Source organism: Methylobacterium sp. HJ2, assembly GCF_056431005.1.
The window spans coordinates 442,087-464,932 of record NZ_JBWJYM010000001.1 but is presented as its reverse complement, the minus strand read 5'-3'; the positions used below and the strand labels follow the sequence as shown (position 1 = coordinate 464,932).

Below are 22,846 nucleotides of genomic sequence, written 5' to 3'. Positions count from 1 at the left end.
GGCGGCCCGCGCGACAGGGCGGGCGCCTCCGTCTCAGCCCGTCGCGCCGAAGCCCACGGCGATGCAGTTGATCGAGAGGAGCAGCGCCGACTTCACAGCCTCGCGGCGGTCGTCGTCGCTCTCCTGGCGGAAGCGGCGCAGCAGCTCGACCTGCTCGCGGCTCACTTGATTGATCGTCGGCAGGCGGCCCTGCAGACGGTCGCGGAACAGGGGGAAGCGCTCGGCCAGCTCGCTGCCGCCGCTCACCCGCAGCACCATCTCGCGGGTCAACGCGTACTCGGCCTCCACCATCCCGAAGATGCGGTCGCGGATCTCCGCGTCGGCGACGAGCCCGGCGTAATCCCGGGCGATGCCGAGATCGACCATCAGCAGCGTCTTCTCGACCTCGTCGAGGACGAGGCGCAGGACGCGCGATTCCTCGAACAGGCGCCGCAACTGCGCCTCGCCCTCGGCGCCCCGCACGTCGAGGAAGCTGCGGATGCCGGACCCCACCCCGTACCAGCCGGTGACGACGTGCCGGTTCTGCGACCACGCGAAGACCCAGGGGATCGCCCGCAGGTCGCCCAGCGAGCGCGCGCCGAAGCGGCGGGCCGGCCGCGAGCCGATATTGAGCAGCGCGATCTCGTCGAGGGGGCTCGCGGCCTGGAAGTAGTCGACCAGGCCGGGCGTCTGCAGCAGGTTGACGTAGGCCGCCCGGGAGGCGCCCGACAGAGCCTCCAGCGCGTCGTCGGCCCCGAGCCGGGCGGCGCCGTTGCGGCCGATGCTGCGCTCGCTCGTGAGCGCGTGCTCGAACACCGAGGCCGCGAGCAGCTCCATCTGGTACGCGGCCGTGCCCCGGTTGGCGTATTTGAACGAGACCACCTCGCCCTGCTCGGTGATGCGGAAGCGCCCGTTGATCGAGCCCGGCGGCTGGGCCGCGATGCCCCGATGCGTCGGCACCCCGCCGCGGCTGACCGAGCCGCCGCGCCCGTGGAAGAAGGCGATCGGCACGCCCATGTCGCGCCCGAGCGCGGTGAGCCGGGCCTGCGCCTTGTAGAGCTCCCAGTTCGAGGCGACGAAGCCGCCGTCCTTGTTCGAATCCGAGTAGCCGATCATCACCTCCTGGACGCCGCCCTGCCAGCGGGTGGACCGGCGCACCACCGGGGTGGCGAGCAACTCCTTCATGATGGCCGGCGCGGCGCGCAGGTCGTCGATGGTCTCGAACAGCGGCACGATCGGCAGGGGGCAGATCTCGGTGCCCGCCGTGTCGAGGTAGAGGCCGGCCTCCTTGGCCAGCAGGTAGGCGCCGAGCACGTCCTCGACGGAGCGCGTCATCGACAGCACGAAGGCGCCGAAGGCCTCGCGGTCGAGGGAGTCCCGCATCTCGCCCACCAGCGCGAAGGTGGCCAGCGTCTCGCGGGCGGCGTCCGGCAGGTCGTCGAAGCTGCGGTCGGGGTTGCGCGGGGTGGCGAGTTCCGAGAGCAGCCAGTCGCGCCAGGCCGGGGAATCGGGCTCGGGCGCGGGCCGGCCGCCGAATTGCTGCGCCCACAGCGCCCGCAGGGTCTCGGTGGTGCGGGTGGTGTTCTCGCGCAGGTCGAGGCGGACCGTCGAGAAGCGGAAGATCTCGACCATCCGGCGCACCGGGCGCACGAGGTCGGTGGCGAGCCCCGTGCACTTGGCGTCGGCGAGGCCCTTCTCCAGCACACGCAGGTCGTTGATGAGCCCGTCCGCGCTCGGATAGTCCGGCCCGGCCGGGCGGCCGCCAGAATTGCGCTCGATGGTGGCCTCGAGCTTGCGCAGCACGCAGGTCAGGAACTGGCGATAGGCCTCGCCGGGGTTGCGGCCGGTGATCGCCCGGGCGTCGTTGCTCTCGGCGAGCTGGCGGGCGAGCTCCTGCCGGAAGGCCTCGGGCACCGGCAGCGCGCGCTCGGTCAGCGAGAGCATGCGCCCGAGATGCAGCAGGCCGTCGCGGTAGCGGCAGAGCGAGGCCAGCGCGTTGCGCTTCAGGGTTTCGCGGGTGACGCTCGCGGTGACGTAGGGGTTGCCGTCGCGATCGCCGCCGATCCAGGAGCCGAACTGGAAGAAGGGCGGCACCTCGAAGGTCTCGTCGGGATAGTGGCGCGCCAGCGCCTCCTCCAGCGAATACATCACCTCGGGCAGCATCTCGAACAGCGTCTCGTCGAAGAAGTGCAGCCCCCAGGCGACCTCGCGCTCGACGGTGGGCTTCTCGAGGTGCAGCTCACCGGTCATCCAGACCAGCTCGATCTGTGCACGCAGCTCGTTCATCAGGCCGTTGCGCTCGCGCTCGGTCCAGCGCGGCATCTCCAATTCGCGCAGCACGAGGTAGATCCGGCGGAACTTCTCCAGCACGGTGACGCGCTTGCCTTCGGTGGGATGCGCCGTGATCGTCGGGCGGATGCGCAGGTCCTTGAGCAGGGCCTGGATCTGGGGCGCCTTGATGCCGCTGCGGGCGGCCTCCGACAGCACCTTGGCGAAGGAGCCGCCGAGCGCCTCGCGCCCGTCGCAGCGCTCGATCTGGCGCCGTCGGCGCATGGCCGCGTTCTGCTCGGCGATCGAGATGAGCTGGAACCAGATCCCCTGCACCTGCAGGGCGCGGGCCAGCATCTCGGGCGTGAAGCGCGAGATGTCGGCGGTGCCGTGCAGCACCGCCTCGAGCTCGGGCTCGTGGCGGCGCGCCACGTCGAGCAGGGCGTGGAACAGGATGTCGAGCGGTTCCTTCGCGGAGGTCCCGGTGATCACCGGGGGCGCGAAGGCGGCCTCTGTCACGGCCGCGGGCACCGCATGGAGCGTGGCGGGCATCGGGGCGACCTCCTTGAGGGGTTTTCTCGTGAGCGGGCGACGGGTCGCGCCGCTGCGGGCCCTCCTCCCGACGGGGAGGAGGGCGTGGCGGCCGCTCAGGCCGCGCGCTTCATCACCTGCGCCACCGTCTCTCCGAAGGATCCCGGATCGGGCGCCACGGTGAGGCCGTAGGAGCGCATGATCTCGGCCTTCTCGGCGGCGCTGTCGCCGGTGGCCGAGATGATGGCGCCGGCGTGCCCCATGCGGCGCCCCTTCGGGGCGGTGAGGCCGGCCACGAAGCCGATCACGGGCTTCGACATGTTCTCGCGGATCCAGGCCGAGGCCTCGGCCTCCTGCGGGCCGCCGATCTCGCCGATCATCAGCACCGCCTGGGTGTCCGGATCCTTCTCGAACAGGGCGAGATGGTCGAGGAACGAGGAGCCGTTGATCGGGTCGCCGCCGATGCCGACCGAGGTCGAGATGCCGATGCCGAGCGCCTTCATCTGCGCGGCGGCCTCGTAGCCGAGGGTGCCGGAGCGCGAGATCACCCCGACGTTGCCCTTCAGGTAGATGTGGCCGGGCATGATGCCGAGCATCGACTTGCCGGGCGAGATGATGCCGGCGCAGTTCGGGCCCACCACCAGGGTGCGGCGGTCCTTGGGGTAGCGCATCAGGTAGCGCTTCACCCGCATCATGTCCTGGGCCGGGATGCCGTCGGTAATGGAGCAGACGAGCTTCAGCCCGGCATCGGCGCCCTCCATGATGGCGTCCGCGGCGAAGGGCGGGGCCACGAAGGTGATCGACGTGGTGGCGCCCGTGGCCTCCACCGCCTCCTTGACGGTGTTGAACACCGGCAGGCCGAGATGCGAGCGCCCGCCCTTGCCGGGGGTGACGCCGCCGACGACGTTCGAGCCGTATTCCAGCATCTCACGCGCGTGGAACGTGCCCTTGTCGCCCGTGATGCCCTGGACGATGATCGGGGTCTTCTCGTCGATGAGAATGCTCATGGGGTGATCTCCCTCCCGATCGTTCAGCGGTTGGCGGTGGCGCGGGCCTTGGCCGCGTCGCAGGCCTCGACGGCCTTGCGGGCGGCCTCCGACAGGGTGTCGGCGGTGATGAGGTCGAGGCCGCTCTCGGCGAGGATCTTGCGGCCGGCCTCCTCGTTCGTGCCGGCGAGCCGCACCACCAGCGGCACCTCGATCTTCACCTCGCGGGCCGCCTTGATCACGCCCTCTGCGACCCAGTCGCAGCGGTTGATGCCCGCGAAGATGTTGACGAGGATCGCCTTGACGTTCTTGTCCGACAGGACGAGCCGGAAGGCCGTGGCGACGCGCTCGGGGCTCGCGCCGCCGCCGACGTCGAGGAAGTTCGCCGGCTCGCCGCCCGCGTGCTTGATCATGTCCATGGTGGCCATGGCGAGGCCGGCGCCGTTGACGATGCAGCCGATCTCCCCCTCGAGCCCGATGTAGCTGAGGTTGTGCTCGGCGGCCTGGGCCTCGCGCGGGTCGCTCTGCGAGGGATCGTGCATGTCCGCGATGTTGCGGCGGCGGAACATGGCGTTGTCGTCGAAGGACATCTTGGCGTCGAGCGCCAGCACGCGGTCGTCCTTGGTGACGACGAGCGGGTTGATCTCCAGCATCGTGCCGTCGCAGTCGCGGAACGCCCGGTAGGCGTTCATGATGGTCTTCACCGCGGCCGAGACCTGCTTGATGTTGAGCCCGAGCTGGAAGGCGATCTCGCGGGCCTGGAACTGCTGCAGGCCCACCGCCGGCTCGACCACCACCTGGATCAGCGCCTCCGGCTCGATCGCGGCGATCTCCTCGATGTCCATGCCGCCGCGCTGCGAGGCGATGACGCGCACGCGCTCGGCCTTCCGGTCGAGGACGTAGCCGAGATAGAGCTCGCGCTCGAACGGGTCGGCGGTCTCGACATAGACGCGCTGGACCGGCTTGCCCTCGGGGCCGGTCTGGAGGGTGACGAGGCGCTTGCCGAGCAATTCGCGGGAGGCGTCGCGCACCTCGTTGTAGGTGCGGCAGAGCTTGATCCCGCCGGCCTTGCCGCGGGCGCCCGCATGGATCTGGGCCTTCACCGCCCAGAACGAGCCGCCGAGTTCGGTTGCCGCGTAGACCGCCTGATCCGGGCTGAAGGCCACCGCGCCCTTCGGGACCGCGACGCCGAAGCTCGCGAGAAGCTCCTTGGCCTGGTACTCGTGGACGTCCATTCGCGCCTCCTCCTGTGTTCTTGAACAGGGTGTACGCCCAAGTTTTGTTTCATGGGAGCACCCGGAGAGGTCAAATTTTTTCACGCGCGCATTGAGTTCACCTTGAAGGCAACGCGGATGGCGCCTGTATTCAATGCTGCACCGCAAGATAGCCCCGGTGAGCAGAGAAGATCTTGAAACAAAACGGCCCCCGATCCGTCGGATCGGGGGCCTGATCTTGCGCCGGCGATCAGACGACTTTCGCCTTGACCACCTCGTAGACCCGTTCGTTCAGTGCCGCGGCGTCGGACAGCAACCCTTCAAGTTCCTCCAGCCGCTCGTCGGCGAATTCGCGGTCGTCGAGGCCCTTGGCGTTGATGTAGACGTTGAGCGCGGCGCTGCGCAGACCCGCATAGGCCGAGAGCACCGCGACGCCCGCGTCGCTGATCACGTTGAGATTGCCCTTGTCGGCCGCGATCGCCGCGAGGTCGATCACCGCGCGGCAGGCCCGGCAGCAGGCGAGCGGCACGTCGGTGGCCGTCCTGAGCGCCGCCTGGATCGCCTCGGCGCGGGCCGCCTTCTCGTCGTCGCTGGCCTTGGGCAGGCCGTAGGCGCCCATCACCGCGTCGAAGGCCGCGACGTCCTCGGCGATCATGCCGGTGAGGGCGACACGCAGCCCCTCGGACTTGGCGAGCACGTCCTTGAGGTCGGCCTCGACCTCGACGTACTTCTTCTTGCCGATCGTCAGGTTGCAGACCATCGAGACCAGGGCCGCACCCATCGCCCCCGAGATCGCGGCGGCCCCGCCGCCGCCCGGCGTCGGGCTGGAGGAGGCCAGCCCGTCGAGAAACGTCGCGATCGTGTCGTGCTCGGCCATGGACGTCTCCTCAGGCCATCTTCTTGGCGAGCGCGTAGATCTCCTCGGCATCGAGCACCTGCTCGGTGTTGTCGAAGAGCTGGCCGACGCAGGCGCGGTGGAGCTTGAGCTTCAGGCCGCCGATGCCGAGGGCGCCGAAGACCTTCTTGCCGTGCCGGTCCTTGCCCTTGTCCATGGCCTCGATGCCGCCGAAGCCGAGCGGGGGCTGGGCGTTGTAATCGGCCAGGAACTCGATCGAGGCCTCGTCCTTCCAGGCGTCCTCCGGGAGGAGCTCCAGGCCGATCGCGCCGGCCGAGAACACGAGGTTCTGGCCCTTGACGATCCGGGCACGCGAGCCGGCATCCGGGGTCTCGGCCGCCTGGATCTCGACCTTGAAGCGCTTGTTGATGGCGTCGGCCGCGGCCTGCGCCTTGTCCATCGAGCGACCGCACAGGGTCACCTGGGCGCCCTCGCGGGCGAGCAGCGCGGCCGAGCGCATGCCGACCGGGCCGGTGCCGGCGAGCACCACGGCCTTCTTGCCCTCGAGGGAGCCCGCGGCCTTGGCCACCAGCGCCACGCCGGCCGCGGCGGTGGTGTTGGAGCCGTTCGAATCGAGCATGGTCGAGACGCGGAAGGGACCGAAGAAGCGCTTCTTGACCGCGGCCAGCACCGCCTCGCCCGCCGCCATGCTGCCGCCGCCGACGAAGATCGCCGTCGACTTCTTCTCGGAGCCGCCGCGGGTGTAGATCGTGCCGTCGACGAGCGCGCCGACGTTCTCCGGCGTGACGTTGCCGTAGCCGGTGATGTGATCGGCGCCGCCGTCGTAGCCGACGACCGTGTCGAACACGCTCGGCACCGCGTCGGTATCGAACAGGAACAGCAGCTTCTTCATCGTTTCCAATCCCTTGTCGCGCCGTGGCGCGGTGTTGCTTGCCCGCGCGCGGCGCGGTTCCGGCTGTGATGGGTTGAGGCCGTCAGGCCTCGACCACGTTCTGCGGCTTGCCGGCGACGAAGGCCTCGACATTGTCGACGAGCTGGTCGGCGAGGATCTGCATCGCCTCCTTGCTGGCCCAGGCCACGTGCGGCGTGACGATCAGGTTCGGCAGGTCGGCCTCGCACAGGATGTTGCCGTCTTTCGGGGGCTCCTGCGCCACCACGTCGAAGCCCGCGCCCGCGATCGTGCCGTCCTTCAGGGCCGCGAGCAGCGCCGCCTCGTCGACGAGGCCGCCGCGGGCGGTGTTGATGAGGATCGCCGAGCGCTTCATCTTGGCGAGCTGCTCCGCCCCGATCATGTTGCGGGTGTCGGGCGTCAGCGGCACGTGCAGCGTGATGACGTCGGACTGCGTGAGGATCGTCTCGAAATCCACGAGTCCCTCCTGCGGGAAGACGTCGTAGGCGAGCACCGTCATGCCGAGGGCCTCGGCGCGCTTGGCGATCGACTTGCCCAGCGCCCCGTAGCCGACGATGCCGAGCGTCGAGCCGGCGATGTCGTAGATCGGGTAGTCGAAGTAGCAGAACTGCGTCGACTTCGCCCAATCGCCCCGGCGCACGGAGTTCGCGTAGGGCACGATCGCGCGCCGCAGGGCGAACATCAGGCCGACCACGTGCTCGGGCACGGTGTTGAAGGCGTAGTTTCGGATGTTGACGACGGTGATGCCCTGGGCCTTCGCCGCCGCCTTGTCGACCACGTCGGTCCCGGTCGCCGCCACCGCGATCAGCTTCAGGTCGGGAAGCTGCTTCAGGGTATCGGCGCGCATCGGCACCTTGTTGATCAGCGCGATCTCGGCACCCTGCAGGCGCGCGACGATCTCGTCCGGGGTCCAGGTCGAGTCGTACTCCACGTACTCGTGCGGGAAGTTGAATTCCCGCACCTTGGCGTCGAGGGATTCGCGGTCGAGGAACACGATCTTCTTCGTCATGGAAACCCTCTCCTCATACCAGATCCGGATGATCCCTTCGGGACGGCGGATCTGGGCTTGGCTCAAGCGCCGCGCGTCGCGCGCTACGGGCCCGCCTTCGTCGAGCGGAACCCGTATCGGGCGCGCCAACGGCGCGCGGCGTTCCTCCGGGCGGCCCTCGATCGACACAGCACGGCCGGCGCCCCGTGGGACGCCGGTCGGTTCCGGCAGCGCCGATGGATCCCGTACTTGTTGGACCCGGATCGATGTCGCAGGTCGGGCCGCGGGGCGGTGGAGCGCGCCGCGGCCGTCAGGTCCGGTGCGGCCCGAGGCTCCGGCTTCAGGCCTTGGCGAGCGGGTGCTCGCGCAGGTAGCTCGACGCGGCCGCGACGCCCGAGCCGGGGGTCACCGAGACGCCGTTGTCGAGCATCGCCATCTCGGCGCCCGCGATGGCGCCGAGCAGCGACAGCTCGTTCAGGTCGCCCACGTGGCCGATGCGGAAGACCTTGCCGGCGACCTTGCTCAGACCTGCGCCGAGGGCGAGGTTGTAGCGCACGAAGGCGTGCTTGATGATCTTGGCCGCATCGACGCCCTCCGGCACGACGATCGCCGTGACGGTGTCGGAGTTCCACTTGGGCTCGGACGCGCAGGTCTTCAGGCCCCAGGCGGCCACGGCCTGACGGGTCGCCTCGCCGAGCACGTGGTGACGGTGGTAGACGTTCTCGAGCCCTTCCTCGAACAGGCAGGCCAGAGCCTCGCGCAGGCCGTAGAGCAGCGGCAGGGACGGCGTGTAGGGGAAGTAGCCGGCCGGGTTCTGCTTCTTGTGGTCTTCCCAGTCGAAGTAGACGCGGGCGAGCCGGTCGTTCTTGCCGGTCGAGCCCTCGGCCACCTTGAGGGCCTTGGGGCTGACGCAGATCACGCCGAGGCCGGCGGGCAGCATCAGGCCCTTCTGGGAGCCCGCGATGGCGCAGTCGACCTTCCACTCGTCCATCTTGAAGGGCAGCGAGCCGATCGACGACACGCCGTCGACGAAGAGCAGGGCCGGGTGGCCGGCAGCGTCGATCGCCTTGCGCACCGCGCCGATGTCGCTGGTGACGCCCGTGGCGGTCTCGTTGTGGACCACCATCACGGCCTTGATCTCGTGCCCCTTGTCGGCGCGCAGGGCCTCCTCGATCTTCTCGGGCTTGGCGCCGGTGCCCCACTCCTCCTCCTGGACGATCACCTCGAGGCCGAGGCGCTGGGCCATGTCGATCCAGAGATGGCTGAACTGGCCGAAGCGGGCGGCGAGCACCTTGTCGCCGCGCGACAGGGTGTTGGTCAGCGCCGATTCCCAGATGCCGGTGCCGGAGGCCGGGAACAGGAAGATCGTGCCGTCGGTCGAGCCGTAGACCTTCTTGGTGTCCTCGAAGAGCGGCTTCGTCAGCGCCGGGAAGTCGACCGAGCGATGGTCCTCGGAGGGCACCAGCATCGCGCGCTGCACGCGGTCCGGGATGTTCGTCGGACCCGGCACGAAGAGGTGATTGCGCCCGGGGCGTCGTGTGGCCGCCATGATGTGTCCTCCAATTCTCAAGATTGCAGCCGGCTTCGCGGCCCTGTCCGTGATGGTGCGCGTCGGCAGGCGGCCATGCCCGGGCCGGTCACGTCCGAACCGACCGGGATTCCCGGATCGGGCCGGTGCGCGGCCGGTCGGTCGATGGCTCGGATCATCGGGCGATACGGAGCGGCAGGGCGGCCTCTCGCCGCTCGCGTCGCGGCATGCCTGATGCCGGTCGCCTCCGAATTGCCGCGCTCTCCATGCTGCGGCCGGGCCTCGCGCGCAAGCGCTCCGGCCCGTCATCGACATCTTCCTTGAACGATCGCCCCGCACACCCGAGACTGGTCCGCGCCGCCACTCGGCTCGGGCCGGATTATGGCCGCCCAAGTCACGGAAAGAAAACCGGAAAAACTTCGCGGGACTGGAAAAAAAATTTGCCGTGCAGCGCAGCGTTGCGCCGCCTGAGTTTACGATTTCGGGTTGCAGCGCAGCAATCAAGCCCCGCATCCCGCGCATCCGCAAGGCTCTCCGAAGCGTCATCAAACTGATACCGGATTTCGGTTTGGCTCTGCCCGCATCGGACCGGAGGCGCGCGTGGCAGAGGAAGCGGAGACGACCCGCGTCCGAACATTGTTTCTGTCGGACATGCATCTCGGAACGCGGGGCTGCCAGGCGGCGCTGCTCCTCGACTTCCTGAAGGATTACGACGCGGACGCGATCTTCCTCGTCGGGGACATCGTCGACGGCTGGCAGCTGCGCTCGGGCTGGTACTGGCCCCAGGCCCACAACGACGTGGTGCAGAAGCTGCTGCGCAAGGTGCGCAAGGGCTCGAGCCTGATCTATGTGCCGGGCAACCACGACGAGTTCCTGCGCGACTACATCGGCACCACCTTCGGGGGCATCGAGATCGCCGACAGCCTGATCCACGAGGCGGCGGACGGGCGCCGCTACCTCGTGATCCACGGCGACCAGTTCGACATGGTGGTGCGCCATGCCCGCTGGCTCGCCCATCTCGGCGACGGCGCCTACACCCTGGCGCTCTGGATCAACACGGGGCTCAACCGCCTGCGCCGGCGCCTCGGCCTGTCCTACTGGTCCCTGTCGGCCTGGGCGAAGCTGAAGGTGAAGAACGCCGTCAACTTCATCGGCCAGTTCGAGACCTTCCTGGCCGACGAGGCGCGGCGCCAGGGCGCGGATGGGGTGATCTGCGGCCATATCCACCACGCGGCCAACCGCGAGATCGACGGCCTGCGCTACCTGAACACCGGCGACTGGGTGGAATCCTGCACGGCGATCGTCGAGCATTACGACGGCCGCATGGAGGTACTGCACTATCCCAGCGTGCTGCGCGCCCGGGCGGCCGCCGAGCCGCAGGCTTCCGAGCCCGAGGCGCTGCCCGGACGACGGGCGGTCGCGTGAGGCTGCTCATCGCCACGGATGCCTGGCACCCGCAGGTCAACGGCGTGGTGCGCTCGCTCCAGCACATGGTGGAGGCGGGCGGCACCCACGGCTGCGACACGGTGCTGCTGACCCACCAGGATTTCCGCTCCGTGCCGATGCCGGGCTACCCGGAGATCCGCCTCGCCCACGCCACTCGCCGGAAGGTGGCCGAGCGCTGGGCCGGGCTCGCACCGACCCATGTCCACATCGCCACCGAGGGCACGGTGGGCTACGCCACCCGGCGCCACTGCCTCGCCGCGCGGCGGCCCTTCACCACGAGCTACCACACCCGCTTCCCCGAATATCTCGCGGCCCGTCTGCCGGTGCCGGAGGCCTGGAGCTACGCGTGGCTGCGCCGCTTCCACGGCGCGGCGAGCGCCACCATGGTGAGCACGCCCTCCCTCGAGCAGGATCTGCGCGCACGGGGATTTTCAAACCTGATGCGCTGGACCCGGGGGGTCGACACCGAGCTGTTCCGTCCGGCCCGACCGGGCGAGGCGCCGCCCGAACTCGCCGGCCTGCCGAGGCCGCTCTTCCTGTTCGTCGGGCGTCTCGCCGTCGAGAAGAACGTCGAGGCCTTCCTGCGTCTCGACCTGCCGGGCAGCCGGGTCGTCGTCGGCGACGGGCCGGACCGGGCGCGCCTCCAGGCACTGGCGCCGGGCGCGCACTTCCTCGGCACCCGCACCGGTGCGGCGCTTGCCCGGATCTACGCGGCGTCCGACGTCTTCGTCTTCCCGAGCCTGACCGACACGTTCGGGATCGTGCTCCTCGAGGCGATGGCCTGCGGCACGCCGGTCGCGGCCTACCCGGTGACCGGTCCACTCGACGTGATCGGGGGGACGGGGGCCGGCATCCTCGACGCCGATCTCCGGGCCGCCGCGCTGGCGGCGCTCGCCCTGCCGCGCGAGGCCTGCCGGGCCGAGGCCCTGCGCCACACCTGGGCCGAGAGCGCGCGCCAGTTCTTCGGCAACATCGCCAACGCGCACGCGCAGGGCGCGGGCGCCGCGATGCAGGGCGAGCCGCTGCTCGGGGTCGGCTGAGCCGCGGGCGGGACACGCGGCTGCTTGACGCGTACGGCACCTGGGGCAAGACACGCCGATGCCTCCCTTCGATCCCGCCCTCGCCAGCCGCTATCCCGTCGCGATCGGCTGCGACGAGGTCGGGCGCGGGGCCCTGTGCGGGCCGGTGGTCGTCGCCGCGGTGTGGTTCGACCCGGCCGCCTTTCCGGCCGATCTCCTGGCGCGGCTCGACGACAGCAAGCGGGTTCCGCCTCCCCTGCGCGAGGCCCTGGCGCCGCTGATCCGGGCGCATGCCCGCGTCGCGGTGGCGGCGGGCTCGCGCGCCCTGATCGACCGCGTCAACGTCCGCGTCGCCACCCTCGACGCCATGCGCCGCGCGGTGCTGCGCCTCGGCCTCGATGGCCCGGTTCTGGTCGATGGACGCGACACGGTGCCGGGCCTGCCCCAACCCTGCCGGGCGGTGATCGGCGGCGACCGCGCCGTGCCGCAGATCGCTGCGGCCTCGATCGTGGCGAAGACCCTCCGGGACGCGTTGATGCGCCGGCTCGCCGGACGCCACCCGGATTATGCCTGGGAGCGCAACGTCGGCTACGGCACCGCCGCCCACCGGGCGGGCCTCGAGGCCCGCGGCCGAAGCCCGCACCATCGGCTGAGCTTCACCCGCGCCTTCGCCTGAGGCGCCCTCCCCTCGCTCGGATCGGCCTCCGCGCCGAGCTCGCGCGACGGCGCGGCGGGCTTCGTCGGCCGAACCTCCCGGGCCCGATCCACGGCCCCGAGCAGCCGGCGCTCAGAACAGGGCGAGCTGGGTGCCCGGCACCGCGAAGGCCCCCGCATCGAGGGTGACCCGATCGCTCGCGTAGCCGAGGCGGTCCTTGGCGAGGCGCATGCGCTGCGCGATCAGCGCGGCGTAGGCCCCCTGCCCGGTCATCCGGGTGCCGAACGTCGCGTCGTAGTCGCGGCCGCCGCGCGCCTGCCTGACCAGCGAGAGCACATGCGCGCGCCGGCCCGGATAATGCTCGCCGAGCCAGTCCGCCACGAGGTCCTTCACGTCGTGGGGCAGGCGCAGCAGGACGTGATTGGCCTCCCCCGCGCCGTGCTCGCGCGCCGCGGCCAGGATCGCCTCGATCTCGTGGTCGTTGAGCGCGGGGATCACCGGCGCCACGATCACCATCACGGGAATCCCGGCCTCGGCGAGGGCGCGGATCGCCGCGAGCCGCTTGGCCGGGTGCGGGGCCCGGGGCTCCATCCGGCGGGCGAGGACCGGATCGAGGGTGGCGAGCGAGATCGCGACCTTGACGAGCCGACGGGCCGCCATCGGCGCCAGAAGGTCGAGATCGCGCGTGACGAGATCGGATTTCGTGACGATCCCGACGGGATGGCCGAAGCGCGCCAGCACCGCGAGCACGTCGCGGGTGATGCGGTGCTGGCGCTCGATCGGCTGGTAGGGATCGGTCGCGGTGCCGAGGGCGATGGTGCTGGGCCGGTAGCCCGGTGCCGAGAGTTCACGCGTCAGGAGATTCGCCGCATCGGGCTTGGCGAACAGGCGCGTCTCGAAATCGAGGCCGGGCGAAAGGCCCACATAGGCATGGTTCGGCCGCGCGAAGCAGTAGACGCAGCCGTGCTCGCAGCCGCGATACGGATTGATCGAGCGGTCGAAGGGGATATCCGGCGAGCTGTTGCGGCTGATGATCCGGGCCGCGCGCTCGGTCGTCACCTCGGTTCGGAGCCGACCGGGCTGCTCCGCCTCCCAACCATCGTCGAAGGCGGCCCGCGCGGCCGGCTCGAACCGGCCCGTGGGGTTGGCCGTGGCGCCGCGTCCGCGCCGCGCCTCGGGCGGCGGCGTCGCGCCCGCGAGCCTTCGCGCGGGCTCGGCCGCCTCATTGCCGGTCGTCATGATCGGATTCTCGGGCCGCTTCCTACGGACCCGGAACATAAAGCGAACAATGGGGATGCCAACGCCTCAATATCGGGCAATCCGTCATCTTTCGGCGGATCGGAACCGGGCTCATACGGGATCGGCCCCCGCGGCAGGTTCCCTGGCTGTCAAAATCGGTTATCGGCGCGCATGCTCTCCGCGCTCACCTTCATCGCGCGCCCGACCGAACCGGACGCGATCGACCAGCTGGCCGACACGCTCAGCGCCCTCGTGGCGGGCGTCGCCGGCGGGCTCGTGGGCGATGCCGTCATCGTCACCGGCACGGCGAACGAGGCGGTGGCGGCCGTGGCCGAGGCGACCGGGGCGGCCCTGCTCGTGCGCCCGCGCGGGGCGAGCGCGTGGGCGGCGGGCGCGCGCCTCGCGCGGCGGGATTGGGTCCTCTGCCTGGAGGCCGGCGACGTGCCGGCGGAGGGCTGGATCCGCACCCTCGACCGCTTCGTCGGCACCGCGCGCCCGGATGTTGCCCTGGCCCGCCTGCGGCGCCCGCATGACGGGCTCCCGGCGCGGATCGCGGCACGGGGCGAGCGGGTGATCGGCGTCGCGCGGCCTCGGGCCGGCGACCTCGTGCGCCGGGACAAGCTGCTCGCGGGCCCGACCTTCTCGCCGCGCCTGAAGGTGCGCCCCCTGATCGCGCGGATCGACCGGGCCTGACGCGGACGCGCGGCTCGGGCGTGCGCGCTAGACGGCGACCGACGCGCCGCGGCGCAGGTGCTCGTCCAGCCGCGGCATGATCTCCACGAAGTTGCAGGGCCGGTGGCGATAGTCGAGCTGCTGGGCCAGGATCCCGTCCCAGGCATCGCGGCACGCGCCGGGGGAGCCCGGCAGCACGAAGATGTAGGTCGCCCGCGCGACGCCCGCGGTCGCGCGCGATTGCAGGGTCGAGGTGCCGATCTTGTCGTAGGAGATCCGGTGGAAGATCGCCGAGAATCCGTCCATGCGCTTCTCGAACAGCGGCTCCAGGGCTTCCGGCGTCACGTCGCGCCCGGTGAAGCCGGTCCCGCCGGTGGTGATCACCACGTCGATGGCCGGGTCGCGCGTCCAGGCCTCGACGCGCTGGCGGATCGCCGCGACCTCGTCGGGCACGATCGCGCGGTCGGCGAGGCGGTGCCCCGCGGCCGTGAGGCGCTCGCTCAGGGTGTCGCCCGATCGGTCGTCCTCCGGGCGGCGGGTATCCGAGACGGTGAGCACCGCGATGCTCAGGGGAATGAAGCGGCGGTCTGCGGCGTCGGCCATGCGTGCGGTTCCGGTCTCACGGGCTCCCGATATGGGCAAGGGCGCGCCCGCCGTCACGCCCCCCCTGCGACCGCGCCGCGGCGGAGCCGGGATCAGCGCGGGCCGAACAGCTCCGGCCGGCGCAGGCGGAGAGCGTAGATCAGCAGCAGGGTCTTCATGTCGGAGATCGTGCCGCGCTCGCTCATCGCCGCCACGGCATCGAGGGGCATCTCGTGCACGGTGATCGCCTCATGCTCGTCGGCGAGACCGCCGCCGGGACCCTCCCGATCGGCCTCGCGATAGGGCGCGAGATAGAGATCCATCCGCTCGGTCGACACGCCCGGCATGCTCCAGGCGCTCGCCACCGGCTCCAGCGCGCCGAGGCGCAGGCCGGTCTCCTCGTAGGCCTCGCGGCGGGCGCCGTCGGCGGGATCGCCCTCGTCGAGGATCCCGGCCGGCACCTCGATCATCTCGGGAGGCCCTTCGGCGAACAGGACGGGCGCGCGGAATTGCGAGATCAGCACGGCGACGCGGCGCTCGGGATCGTAGGGCAGCACCGCCACCGCACGGCCGTGATCCTCGATCTCGCGCTTGACGCGGGTTCCGTCCGCCATCGTCACCTCGGCGACGAGGAAGCGCGCCCAGCCGTCGTGGATGAGGCGGGTCCCGCCGATCAGGGGTGCCATTCGGATGCCTTCCGCCCGTGGATGCCGCGTGGGGGTTCGGCACGCCGGATGGATCAGGAATGCGGCGTCATCGCGAAGGCGGTGCGGCCGGGAGGGGGCCGCGGCGGATCCGGAAGCGGATCGCACTCTCCCGGCGCTCGATCTCCTCGAGCCGGTGGCCGTCCTCGCGGACCATGTTGGGGATGTCGATGGCCGCCATCGGATCGGTGCAGGTGATGGACAGGCAGAGATCGGGCGCCAGCGCGCGCAAAGCCTTGCGGGCACGCAGCACCGGGAGCGGGCATTTGAGGCCGCTCAGGTCGAGCTCGATCGGATCCGCCGATGCCGTCACGCGAGAACCCCGCCGGCGCGGTCGTCGCGCCGACGGGGTGTCTAGGGTCTCGAGAGGCTGCTGTCAGCCTTACCAGCCGTAGCCCGGGTAACCGTAGCCGTAGCCGTAGCCATAGCCCGCCGGGGCGTAGCCGTAGGCCGGGGCGCTGTAGCCGTAGGCCGGGTAGCCGGCGCCGTAATAGCCGCCGTCGTAGTAGCCGTAGCGGGGCGCCGCGCTGGCGGCGATCGCGCCGCCGATCAGGCCGAGCGCCGCGCCGGCCGCCAGGGCGCCGCCGACGCCGCCGCGGCGGTAGCCGTAGCCGCGATAGCCGTAGCCGCGCCCGTAGCCGCCGTAATAGCCGCCGCGCCGCCAACCGACGTGATCGACCGTGGCGTTGGCGCCGCCGACCTGCACGCCGCTGAGGGCGGGGAGCGGCGCGGCCTCGGCCGTCGTCATCGTGCCGGTCGAGAGCCCGAGGGCGGTGGTGCCCGCGAAGGCGAGGGTCATGATGCGCGACATGATCGCAATCTCCCGCATGTGAAAACTGCGTCTGAAACGGTCCTGCCCGGCTTCCGTTCCGCGCAAGCACCCGGCCGGTCCGTCGATACTGCGCGGGAAGGTGCGGCGGCGCACGTGGACGGCATTCCGGGGCGGCACCCGAAGATCTCGCGATCCCCGACGATCAAAACAACTTTCAGTGGGAGGTATTTCCGGTGATCGCCTAGAAGATGCACTCCCGGAACGCCGGCTCGATCGAGCGCTGCCAGGAGCCCTCGTAATCGGCCAAGCGGTCCTCGGCACGGGAGCGGCCGGCCGCCACGATCGCCTCCAGGGGCTGCAAGTAGTGCGTCTCGTCGAGGCCGGCCCCGTCGCGGCGCGCGCGGGCCTGGAGGCCGGAGCGGGCGATGGCCACGGCCTCGGCCGCGACCGCTCCGAGGCTGCGTCCGCCGGCGGGGGTCGCCAGGCCGAGGCGCGGCACCGTGGCGCGGATCGCCTCGCGGGTCGTGGCGCTCCAGCCCTTGGCGAGGTCGAGGGCCGCGTCGAGGGCAGCCTCGTCGTAGAGCAATCCGACCCAGAACGCGGCCTGGGCGGCGATCATGGCGGCGTCGCCGACATCCGAGCCGCGCATCTCCAGGAAGCGCTTCAGGCGCACTTCGGGGAAGGCCGTCGAGGCGTGGTTCGCCCAGTCGGAGACGGTGGCGTACTCGCCCGGCAACTGCGGCAGGCGACCCGCCATCAGGTCGCGGAACGAGGCGCCCGAGACGTCGTGGTAGGTATCCCCGCGCTTGACGAAATACATCGGCATGTCGAGCAGCCAGTCGACGTAGCCCTCGTAGCCGAAGCCCGGGTCGAAGGCGAAGCCCAGCATGCCGGTGCGGGCGGCGTCGGTGTCGCGCCAGATCTCGGAGCGCCGCGACAGGAAGCCGTTCGGCCGGCCGTCGGTGAACGGCGAGTTCGCGAAGAGCGCGGTTGCCACGGGCTGGAGGGCGAGCGAGGCGCGCAGCTTCCGGACCATGTCCGGCTCCGAGGCGAAATCGACGTTCACCTGCACGGTCGCGGTGCGCAGCATCATGTCGAGGCCGAGGCTGCCGACCTTCGGCATGTAGCCGGCCATGATGCGGTAGCGGCTCTTGGGCATCACCGGCGTCTCCTCGCGACGCCATTTCGGGCTCATGCCGAGGTCGAGGAAACCGATTCCGAGGGCATCGGCCACCCGCTTCGTCGCGGACAGATGCGCGTCGAGTTCCCGCGCCGTGGCGTGGACGTCGGGGACCGCGGCGCCCGAGAGCTCGAACTGTCCGCCCGGTTCGATCGAGATCGCCCCGCCCTGGTCGGAGGCGAGGCCGATGATGTTGCCCAGATCGGTGATCGGCTCCCAGCCCGTCTCGCCGGCGAGCCCTTCGAGCAGCGCCCGGATCCCGGTCTCGCCCGCATAGGGCACCGGCTCGTTCGTCTCGCGATAGAACGGGATCTTCTCGTGCTCCGTGCCGATGGCGAAGCTCGCGCGCGGCTTCTCGCCGTCAGCGAACCACGCGATCAGCTCGGCGCGCGTGGTGAGCGGGGTGGTGTCTGAAGAATCGCGCGCCATGCGCCGCCTGCCCGTGAGATCTGATGCGGTGGATGGATGCGCGCCGGCCAAGCCGGCGAGTCCAGGGTCTCGAGTCGAAGGTTGTGCCGCCCCCTAGGACGGGATGTCGTGCGCCGAGTCCAGCCGGCAAGGCTGGGCCCTGCCCCGCGTGGGGCCGCAGGCGGGGCAAATGCCCAATCCCGCTCCCGCGTCACGTGCGTCGGCGCACATCGGGGGTCTCGGGCGGTGGCCCGACGCGCTCAGCGCCCGTCGCCGAGCACCGCCTGGACGAGGGCCAGGACGGCGACGGCAGCGGTGTCGGCCCGGAGGATGCGCGGCCCGAGCGAGAGCGCGACGGTGTTGGGGCGCTCCCCGATCAGGGCGCGCTCGTCCTCGGAGAAGCCGCCCTCCGGGCCGACGAGGACGGCGAGCGGCGGCGGCGCGGCGGGATCGGCCGCGCCGCGGAGCGCCGCCACCGGGTCGGAGACCGGCGCGTCCTCGTCGCAGAACACGAGGAGGCGCCCGGGCGCGAGCGCGGCGAGGGCGTCGGGCAGGCGCGCGGGCTCCGGGAAATCGGGGATCGCCAGGATGCCGCATTGCTCGGCCGCCTCGATGGCGTTGGCGCGCAGGCGCTCGGGCTTGATCCGGTCCCCTTGGGTGTAGCGGGTGAAGACCGGGCGGATCGTGCCCGCGCCCATCTCGACGGCCTTCTGCGCCACGTAGTCGAGCCGCGCGCTCTTCAGGGGCGCGAACAGGTAGTGCAGGTCGGGCCGCGCGCCCTGCGCGCGCGTCCGCTCCATCACCACGAGATCGGCGCTCTTGCGGCCCGACGGGTCGAGGCGCGCGCGCCATTCGCCATCGCGGCCGTTGAACAGCAGCACCGGATCCTCGGGCTTCCGCCGCAGGACGTTGAGCAGGTAATTCGCCTGCGCCCGGTCGAGGGGCAGGCGTGCGCCCGCGCCGAGATCCGCCTCGACATGCAGACGCGGCGCGGTGAAATCGTAGGCCGCCATGCGTGTCTGGTCGCGCGGGCGGGAGCGGCTGTCAACGCCCGCGGCGCCCTGGCTCGACCGGTCGCGACGCGCCGTGTTGCGGATATGTAACGGCGCCGGATTTTCAAGGGATTTCCGCCCTCCCCCGGTCTTGCCGGCGCGTCCCCGGGCGGCGATCCGCCCAGGACCGCTGGATTGACGCCACATTCCTGTGGCGAAGCGGGGGGACGCGAGAGACACAGCCGGCAGCCGCCGCGTATCCGGTCGCAGCGCCCGACGCGCCGCGGAGCCGGCGCGGGGCTCGGGCGACGGAGGCAGGGAGTCGAGACGATGGCATTCAGGATCTGGGCACTGGCCGGCGCGGCGCTTGCCGGCAGCACGCTGACGAGCGTCGCGGCGCTCGCGCAGGCGGCGCCCGAATGCGGCGCGATCCAGCAGACGCTGATGGAGCGCAAGGAGCTCGTCGGCCGGGCCAACGCCGCCTCGACGTCGAAGAAGAAGATGACCCCGCAGGAGGCCTGCGCCCTGTTCGGCAAGCTACAGGCCAATGGCCTCAAGGGCGTGAAGTGGATCGAGGCCAACAAGGAGTGGTGCCAGATCCCCGACTCCTTCGCCGAGGGCTTCAAGGCCGATCACGTCAAGGTCTCGGGTATCCGCACCAAGATCTGCGGCGTCGCCGCCCAGGCCTCGAAGATGGAGGCCCAGGCCAAGGCCCAGGCCGCCAACGGCGGCGGTGGCGGCGGCCTTCTCGGCGGCCCGGGTCTCACCGGCTCGTTCAAGCTGCCCCAGGGCGCGCTCTGATCCCGGCCGGATCCGGCCGCGACCTCTCAGACCGGCGGGCCGTGACCGACGGGCGCGTCGCCGATGCGGTGGCCGGCCACTGGGTCGACCGCTTGGCGCCGCGCCGCGCGCGGCCCTACCTGCGCCTCGCCCGGATCGATCGGCCGATCGGGTGGTGGCTCCTGCTGCTGCCGTGCTGGTGGTCGGCGGCGCTGGCCGCGACCCGGGCCGGTCTGCCCGCTCCGGATCCGCGGCACCTCGCGCTGTTCCTCGTCGGCGCGGTGGCGATGCGGGGCGCCGGCTCGACCTACAACGACATCGCCGACCGCGACCTCGACGCCCAGGTCGAGCGCACCCGCTCGCGTCCCCTCCCCTCGGGCCAGGTGCGCGCGCGCGACGCCGCCCTGTTCCTGGTGGCGCAGGCGCTCGTCGGCCTCCTGGTCCTGCTGCAGTTCAACGGCGCGGCGATCCTGGTCGGCCTGGGCTCGCTCCTGCCGGTGGCGATCTACCCGTTCATGAAGCGCGTGATGTCGATGCCCCAGCTGGTGCTCGGCCTCGCCTTCGCGTGGGGCGGGTTGATGGGCTGGGTCGCGGTGTTCGGCCGGATCGATCCGGCGGCGCTCTTCCTCTACGCCGGCAGCATCGCCTGGGTGATCGGCTACGACACGATCTACGCGGTGCAGGACATCGAGGACGACGAGATCGCCGGGATCCGCTCCTCGGCGCGCCTGTTCGGGCGCCATCTCAAGGCGGCGGTCGGGCTCTGCTACGGGCTGGCCGTGCTGCTGATCGGGCTGGCGGCCTGGAACGCGGGTGCCGGGGCGCCGTCGTATCTCGGGATCGCGGCCTTCGCCGCGCATCTGGGCTGGCAGGTCCTGAACCTGCGGGAGCGCGACGGGCGCGGGGCGCTCGCCCTGTTCCGGGCCAACCGCACGGCCGGCCTGCTCCTGTTCGCCGGGCTCGCGGCGGATAGCGTCCTGCGGGGCGCCCTCGCCTGAGCGGGTCTAGCTGCGGGCGATGATCTCCTTCTCGCCGCGGTGGATCAGGGGGCGCGCCGGCAGGCGGCCGGTCTTGCGGCGGACGAGGAAGCGCGGACGGCGGTCGCAGAGCGAGCCGTGGCGGCGGCGGATCCGAACCCGGCCGAGCGCGAGGCGGCCGATCTGCTGCGAGACGGCGCTGATCACGCCGTCCTCCCGCACGATCATCCGGGGCAGGCCGCTCCTGGCCGCCATGTCGCGCCAGATCGCCACGACATCGTCCTCGCCGAACGGCCCGAACTGCGAGAACGCCGCGCCCGCGCCGTCGACGAGGGCGAGCATGAAGCAATCCTCGCCGCTGGCCTCGCTGGCTTCGTTGGCGTAGGCGAGCGCGATGCCGGCCGGCTTAGCCGCCTGCGCGGTGACGCCCGTGACCCGGCCGAACACCGGGAGGCTCCGAAGGGGGAGCACCGTACCGGCCGGCGCGGCGCCCTCGCGGCGCGGGTGTTCGAGGCTCACATCCATGGTCTGGTAAGTGTTCATCGTCTCGATGCCCTGTCGCAAGTGGCGGTCTCTGTCGGACCGTCCGTTATGCAGAGCAGATTGCCGCGCAGGCGCCCTCAAACGGCTTAAGAGCCAAAGTTAAGCGTTTCTGGACAGCGGGTTTGTCGATGGAATGCTCAATGCTTCCTTGCCCGGATCGTCCGTATGCGCCGCATCGCGCGGGGGGCGCGGCGCGGTTTCGCGGGTCTGCCAGCCGCCCCGTGCGGCTTCGCAATCCTTGTGGCCTGCCGCAGCGCACCTTAGAACGGAGACGGGAACCGGGACCGATCCGGCTCCCGCCCCACTCCGTCCCTCGCGTCTCCGGTCGGGCCCCTCGGGGAACGACCGTACCGCCCTGGGCTGCCACGCACCCGATCCGGAGCACGGATGACAGACCCGATCTCCGCCGATGCCGTCACTGCCCTGATGCCGGCCCTGCGCAACGTGATCCGCGAGGCGGCCGGCCTCGCGCTGCCGTTCTTCAACGCGGGCGGCCACACCTCGGCGCGCGTCTGGTCGAAGGCCGGCGGCTCGCCGGTGACCGAGGCCGACGTCACCGTCGACACCTTCCTGAAGATCCGGCTGAGCGAGATGATGCCGCGCGCCGCCTGGCTCTCGGAGGAGACCGCCGACGATCCCGCACGGATCGGCCGCGATCTGGTCTGGATCGTCGATCCGATCGACGGGACGCGGGCGTTCCTGTCGGGTCATCCCGACTGGTCGATCGCCGTGGCGCTCCTCTCCGGGGGAGAGCCGATTCTCGGCTTCGTCCACGCGCCCGCGGGGGGCAAGGCCTACGAAGCGGTGCGCGGACAGGGGGCGACCTGCAACGGCGTGCCGATCCGCGTGTCGGAGCGCGGCCGCTTGCCGGGCGCGCGCGTGACCGGCCCGAAGCCGATGTTCGAGCGGGTCGAGCGCGGCCTCGCGCAACAGGGAGAGACGGCGGATTTCCTGCGGATCGACCGCATCCCGTCGCTGGCTTTGCGCCTGGTGCGGGTGGCGGACGGGTCCGTCGACCTCGGGCTCGTCACCGCCAATGCCCGCGACTGGGATCTGGCGGCGGCCGATCTCATCCTGCGGGAGGCCGGCGGCGCGGTCTGCGATGTGGAGGGACGAGCGCCGGTCTACAACCGGCCGGATCCCGTCCATGGCGAACTGGTCGCTGTGACGGGAGGCCTTCGGACCGAGGCGCTCGCCGCATGGGCGGGAGGCTGAACCGATCCGGGTTTGAAACGTGCATGAGGCGGCGGGGTCTCCGCCGCCCGTGGGGGGCCTCAGGCGTCGGCGCGCTCGCGCAGCGCGAGCGTGGCGGGCGCGAGACCCAGGCGCTCGGCCAGATGCCAGCGCAGCTCGCGCTGCGAATGATAGCCGTAGCTGCCGTCGATCAGGTGGCTGAGGTCGGCCTTGCGGCCCGTCGATGAAGCCTCGCTGAGGCTCTTGACCTTGAAGGTCGGCGCGTCCGTGACGGGCGACCGGGCGCCGTGACGGCGCGTGAACTCGAACATCATGTTTCTTGTTATCGTTTTCTCAGGTGTCGCGCAGGTGATAAGCGGCCGGTGCATACCAGGCCGGACCCTGCGGCGTTGGTTATGGTTGATTCGTGTTAAGATTTGATGC

At 71.1% G+C, this 22,846-nt stretch carries 23 protein-coding genes; 7 read left to right on the top strand and 16 right to left on the bottom strand.

Annotated elements, in window-relative coordinates:
* Positions 1-33: 33 nt before the first annotated feature.
* The 7 genes from ACS5RC_RS02175 to ACS5RC_RS02145 all read right to left on the bottom strand — a co-directional run bounded on the left by ACS5RC_RS02175 (position 34) and on the right by ACS5RC_RS02145 (position 9,281).
* Positions 34-2,799, bottom strand: a complete 2,766-nt coding sequence (locus ACS5RC_RS02175; protein WP_478342177.1) for a phosphoenolpyruvate carboxylase — start codon at positions 2,797-2,799, stop codon at positions 34-36.
* 95 nt (positions 2,800-2,894) lie between these two features.
* On the bottom strand, positions 2,895-3,785 hold the full coding sequence (gene sucD / locus ACS5RC_RS02170; RefSeq protein WP_478342176.1) for a succinate--CoA ligase subunit alpha: 891 nt from the start codon (positions 3,783-3,785) through the stop codon (positions 2,895-2,897).
* 23 nt (positions 3,786-3,808) lie between these two features.
* Positions 3,809-4,999, bottom strand: a complete 1,191-nt coding sequence (locus ACS5RC_RS02165; RefSeq protein WP_478342175.1) for a malate--CoA ligase subunit beta — start codon at positions 4,997-4,999, stop codon at positions 3,809-3,811.
* Positions 5,000-5,228: 229 nt separating this feature from the next.
* Positions 5,229-5,855, bottom strand: a complete 627-nt coding sequence (gene fchA / locus ACS5RC_RS02160) for a methenyltetrahydrofolate cyclohydrolase (protein ID WP_478342174.1) — start codon at positions 5,853-5,855, stop codon at positions 5,229-5,231.
* A 10-nt stretch (positions 5,856-5,865) separates the two neighbouring features.
* Positions 5,866-6,726 (bottom strand): NADP-dependent methylenetetrahydromethanopterin/methylenetetrahydrofolate dehydrogenase, encoded by an 861-nt coding sequence (locus ACS5RC_RS02155; protein ID WP_478342173.1) that lies wholly within the window; start codon positions 6,724-6,726, stop codon positions 5,866-5,868.
* 82 nt (positions 6,727-6,808) lie between these two features.
* Positions 6,809-7,753 carry a D-2-hydroxyacid dehydrogenase gene (locus tag ACS5RC_RS02150; protein WP_478342172.1) on the bottom strand — a complete coding sequence of 315 codons (945 nt, stop codon included), beginning with the start codon at positions 7,751-7,753 and terminating at the stop codon, positions 6,809-6,811.
* A 319-nt stretch (positions 7,754-8,072) separates the two neighbouring features.
* Entirely contained in the window at positions 8,073-9,281 is a 1,209-nt protein-coding gene (locus tag ACS5RC_RS02145) for an aminotransferase class V-fold PLP-dependent enzyme (protein WP_478342171.1), read from the bottom strand.
* A 579-nt stretch (positions 9,282-9,860) separates the two neighbouring features.
* Here ACS5RC_RS02145 and ACS5RC_RS02140 point away from each other — a divergent pair.
* Genes ACS5RC_RS02140 through ACS5RC_RS02130 form a run of 3 tightly spaced genes read left to right on the top strand, consistent with a single transcriptional unit; the run spans position 9,861 to position 12,401 of the window.
* The gene (locus tag ACS5RC_RS02140) at positions 9,861-10,685 is read left to right on the top strand and encodes a UDP-2,3-diacylglucosamine diphosphatase (protein WP_478342170.1); all 825 of its coding nucleotides are present in this window, start codon (positions 9,861-9,863) and stop codon (positions 10,683-10,685) included.
* Positions 10,682-11,746: a glycosyltransferase family 4 protein gene (locus ACS5RC_RS02135; RefSeq protein ID WP_478342169.1), complete on the top strand. Its 1,065-nt coding sequence runs from the start codon at positions 10,682-10,684 to the stop codon at positions 11,744-11,746. Before ACS5RC_RS02140 ends, ACS5RC_RS02135 begins: the two co-directional genes overlap by 4 nt.
* Before the next feature lie 58 nt (positions 11,747-11,804).
* Positions 11,805-12,401 carry a ribonuclease HII gene (locus ACS5RC_RS02130; RefSeq protein WP_478342168.1) on the top strand — a complete coding sequence of 199 codons (597 nt, stop codon included), beginning with the start codon at positions 11,805-11,807 and terminating at the stop codon, positions 12,399-12,401.
* A 111-nt stretch (positions 12,402-12,512) separates the two neighbouring features.
* Here the strand turns inward: ACS5RC_RS02130 and ACS5RC_RS02125 are convergent, their stop codons facing one another.
* Complete coding sequence (locus ACS5RC_RS02125; RefSeq protein WP_478342167.1) at positions 12,513-13,619, bottom strand: PA0069 family radical SAM protein; 1,107 nt, start codon at positions 13,617-13,619, stop codon at positions 12,513-12,515.
* 171 nt (positions 13,620-13,790) lie between these two features.
* Here ACS5RC_RS02125 and ACS5RC_RS02120 point away from each other — a divergent pair, with 171 nt between their 5' ends.
* Positions 13,791-14,312, top strand: a complete 522-nt coding sequence (locus ACS5RC_RS02120; protein WP_478342166.1) for a hypothetical protein — start codon at positions 13,791-13,793, stop codon at positions 14,310-14,312.
* A gap of 27 nt (positions 14,313-14,339) precedes the next feature.
* On the opposite strand, the gene moaB is transcribed toward ACS5RC_RS02120, so the two are convergent.
* The 6 genes from moaB to ACS5RC_RS02090 form a co-directional block, all read right to left on the bottom strand.
* Positions 14,340-14,894, bottom strand: coding sequence for a molybdenum cofactor biosynthesis protein B (gene moaB, locus ACS5RC_RS02115; protein WP_478342165.1), 555 nt, complete (start codon positions 14,892-14,894; stop codon positions 14,340-14,342).
* A gap of 92 nt (positions 14,895-14,986) precedes the next feature.
* Positions 14,987-15,559 carry an NUDIX domain-containing protein gene (locus ACS5RC_RS02110; RefSeq protein WP_478342164.1) on the bottom strand — a complete coding sequence of 191 codons (573 nt, stop codon included), beginning with the start codon at positions 15,557-15,559 and terminating at the stop codon, positions 14,987-14,989.
* Positions 15,560-15,626: 67 nt separating this feature from the next.
* On the bottom strand, positions 15,627-15,890 hold the full coding sequence (locus tag ACS5RC_RS02105) for a sulfurtransferase TusA family protein (RefSeq protein WP_478342163.1): 264 nt from the start codon (positions 15,888-15,890) through the stop codon (positions 15,627-15,629).
* Between the two features lie 69 nt (positions 15,891-15,959).
* On the bottom strand, positions 15,960-16,388 hold the full coding sequence (locus ACS5RC_RS02100; protein ID WP_478342162.1) for a hypothetical protein: 429 nt from the start codon (positions 16,386-16,388) through the stop codon (positions 15,960-15,962).
* A 202-nt stretch (positions 16,389-16,590) separates the two neighbouring features.
* The gene (locus ACS5RC_RS02095) at positions 16,591-17,958 is read right to left on the bottom strand and encodes a glutamate--cysteine ligase (RefSeq protein WP_478342161.1); all 1,368 of its coding nucleotides are present in this window, start codon (positions 17,956-17,958) and stop codon (positions 16,591-16,593) included.
* 239 nt (positions 17,959-18,197) lie between these two features.
* A complete protein-coding gene (locus ACS5RC_RS02090; RefSeq protein ID WP_478342160.1) occupies positions 18,198-18,950 on the bottom strand; it encodes a 16S rRNA (uracil(1498)-N(3))-methyltransferase in 753 nt (250 codons plus the stop codon).
* Between the two features lie 309 nt (positions 18,951-19,259).
* Between ACS5RC_RS02090 and ACS5RC_RS02085 the strand changes: the two genes are divergently transcribed.
* Positions 19,260-19,730, top strand: coding sequence for a hypothetical protein (locus tag ACS5RC_RS02085; RefSeq protein ID WP_478342159.1), 471 nt, complete (start codon positions 19,260-19,262; stop codon positions 19,728-19,730).
* A 41-nt stretch (positions 19,731-19,771) separates the two neighbouring features.
* Positions 19,772-20,707: a 4-hydroxybenzoate octaprenyltransferase gene (ubiA, locus tag ACS5RC_RS02080; RefSeq protein ID WP_478342158.1), complete on the top strand. Its 936-nt coding sequence runs from the start codon at positions 19,772-19,774 to the stop codon at positions 20,705-20,707.
* A 6-nt stretch (positions 20,708-20,713) separates the two neighbouring features.
* Here ubiA and ACS5RC_RS02075 read toward each other — a convergent pair whose 3' ends face one another.
* Positions 20,714-21,229 carry a DUF6101 family protein gene (locus tag ACS5RC_RS02075; protein WP_478342157.1) on the bottom strand — a complete coding sequence of 172 codons (516 nt, stop codon included), beginning with the start codon at positions 21,227-21,229 and terminating at the stop codon, positions 20,714-20,716.
* 387 nt (positions 21,230-21,616) lie between these two features.
* On the opposite strand from ACS5RC_RS02075, the gene ACS5RC_RS02070 reads away from it, so the two are divergent.
* Positions 21,617-22,444, top strand: coding sequence for an inositol monophosphatase family protein (locus tag ACS5RC_RS02070; protein WP_478342156.1), 828 nt, complete (start codon positions 21,617-21,619; stop codon positions 22,442-22,444).
* A gap of 59 nt (positions 22,445-22,503) precedes the next feature.
* Here ACS5RC_RS02070 and ACS5RC_RS02065 read toward each other — a convergent pair whose 3' ends face one another.
* On the bottom strand, positions 22,504-22,737 hold the full coding sequence (locus ACS5RC_RS02065; RefSeq protein WP_478342155.1) for an AsnC family transcriptional regulator: 234 nt from the start codon (positions 22,735-22,737) through the stop codon (positions 22,504-22,506).
* Positions 22,738-22,846 lie beyond the last annotated feature (109 nt).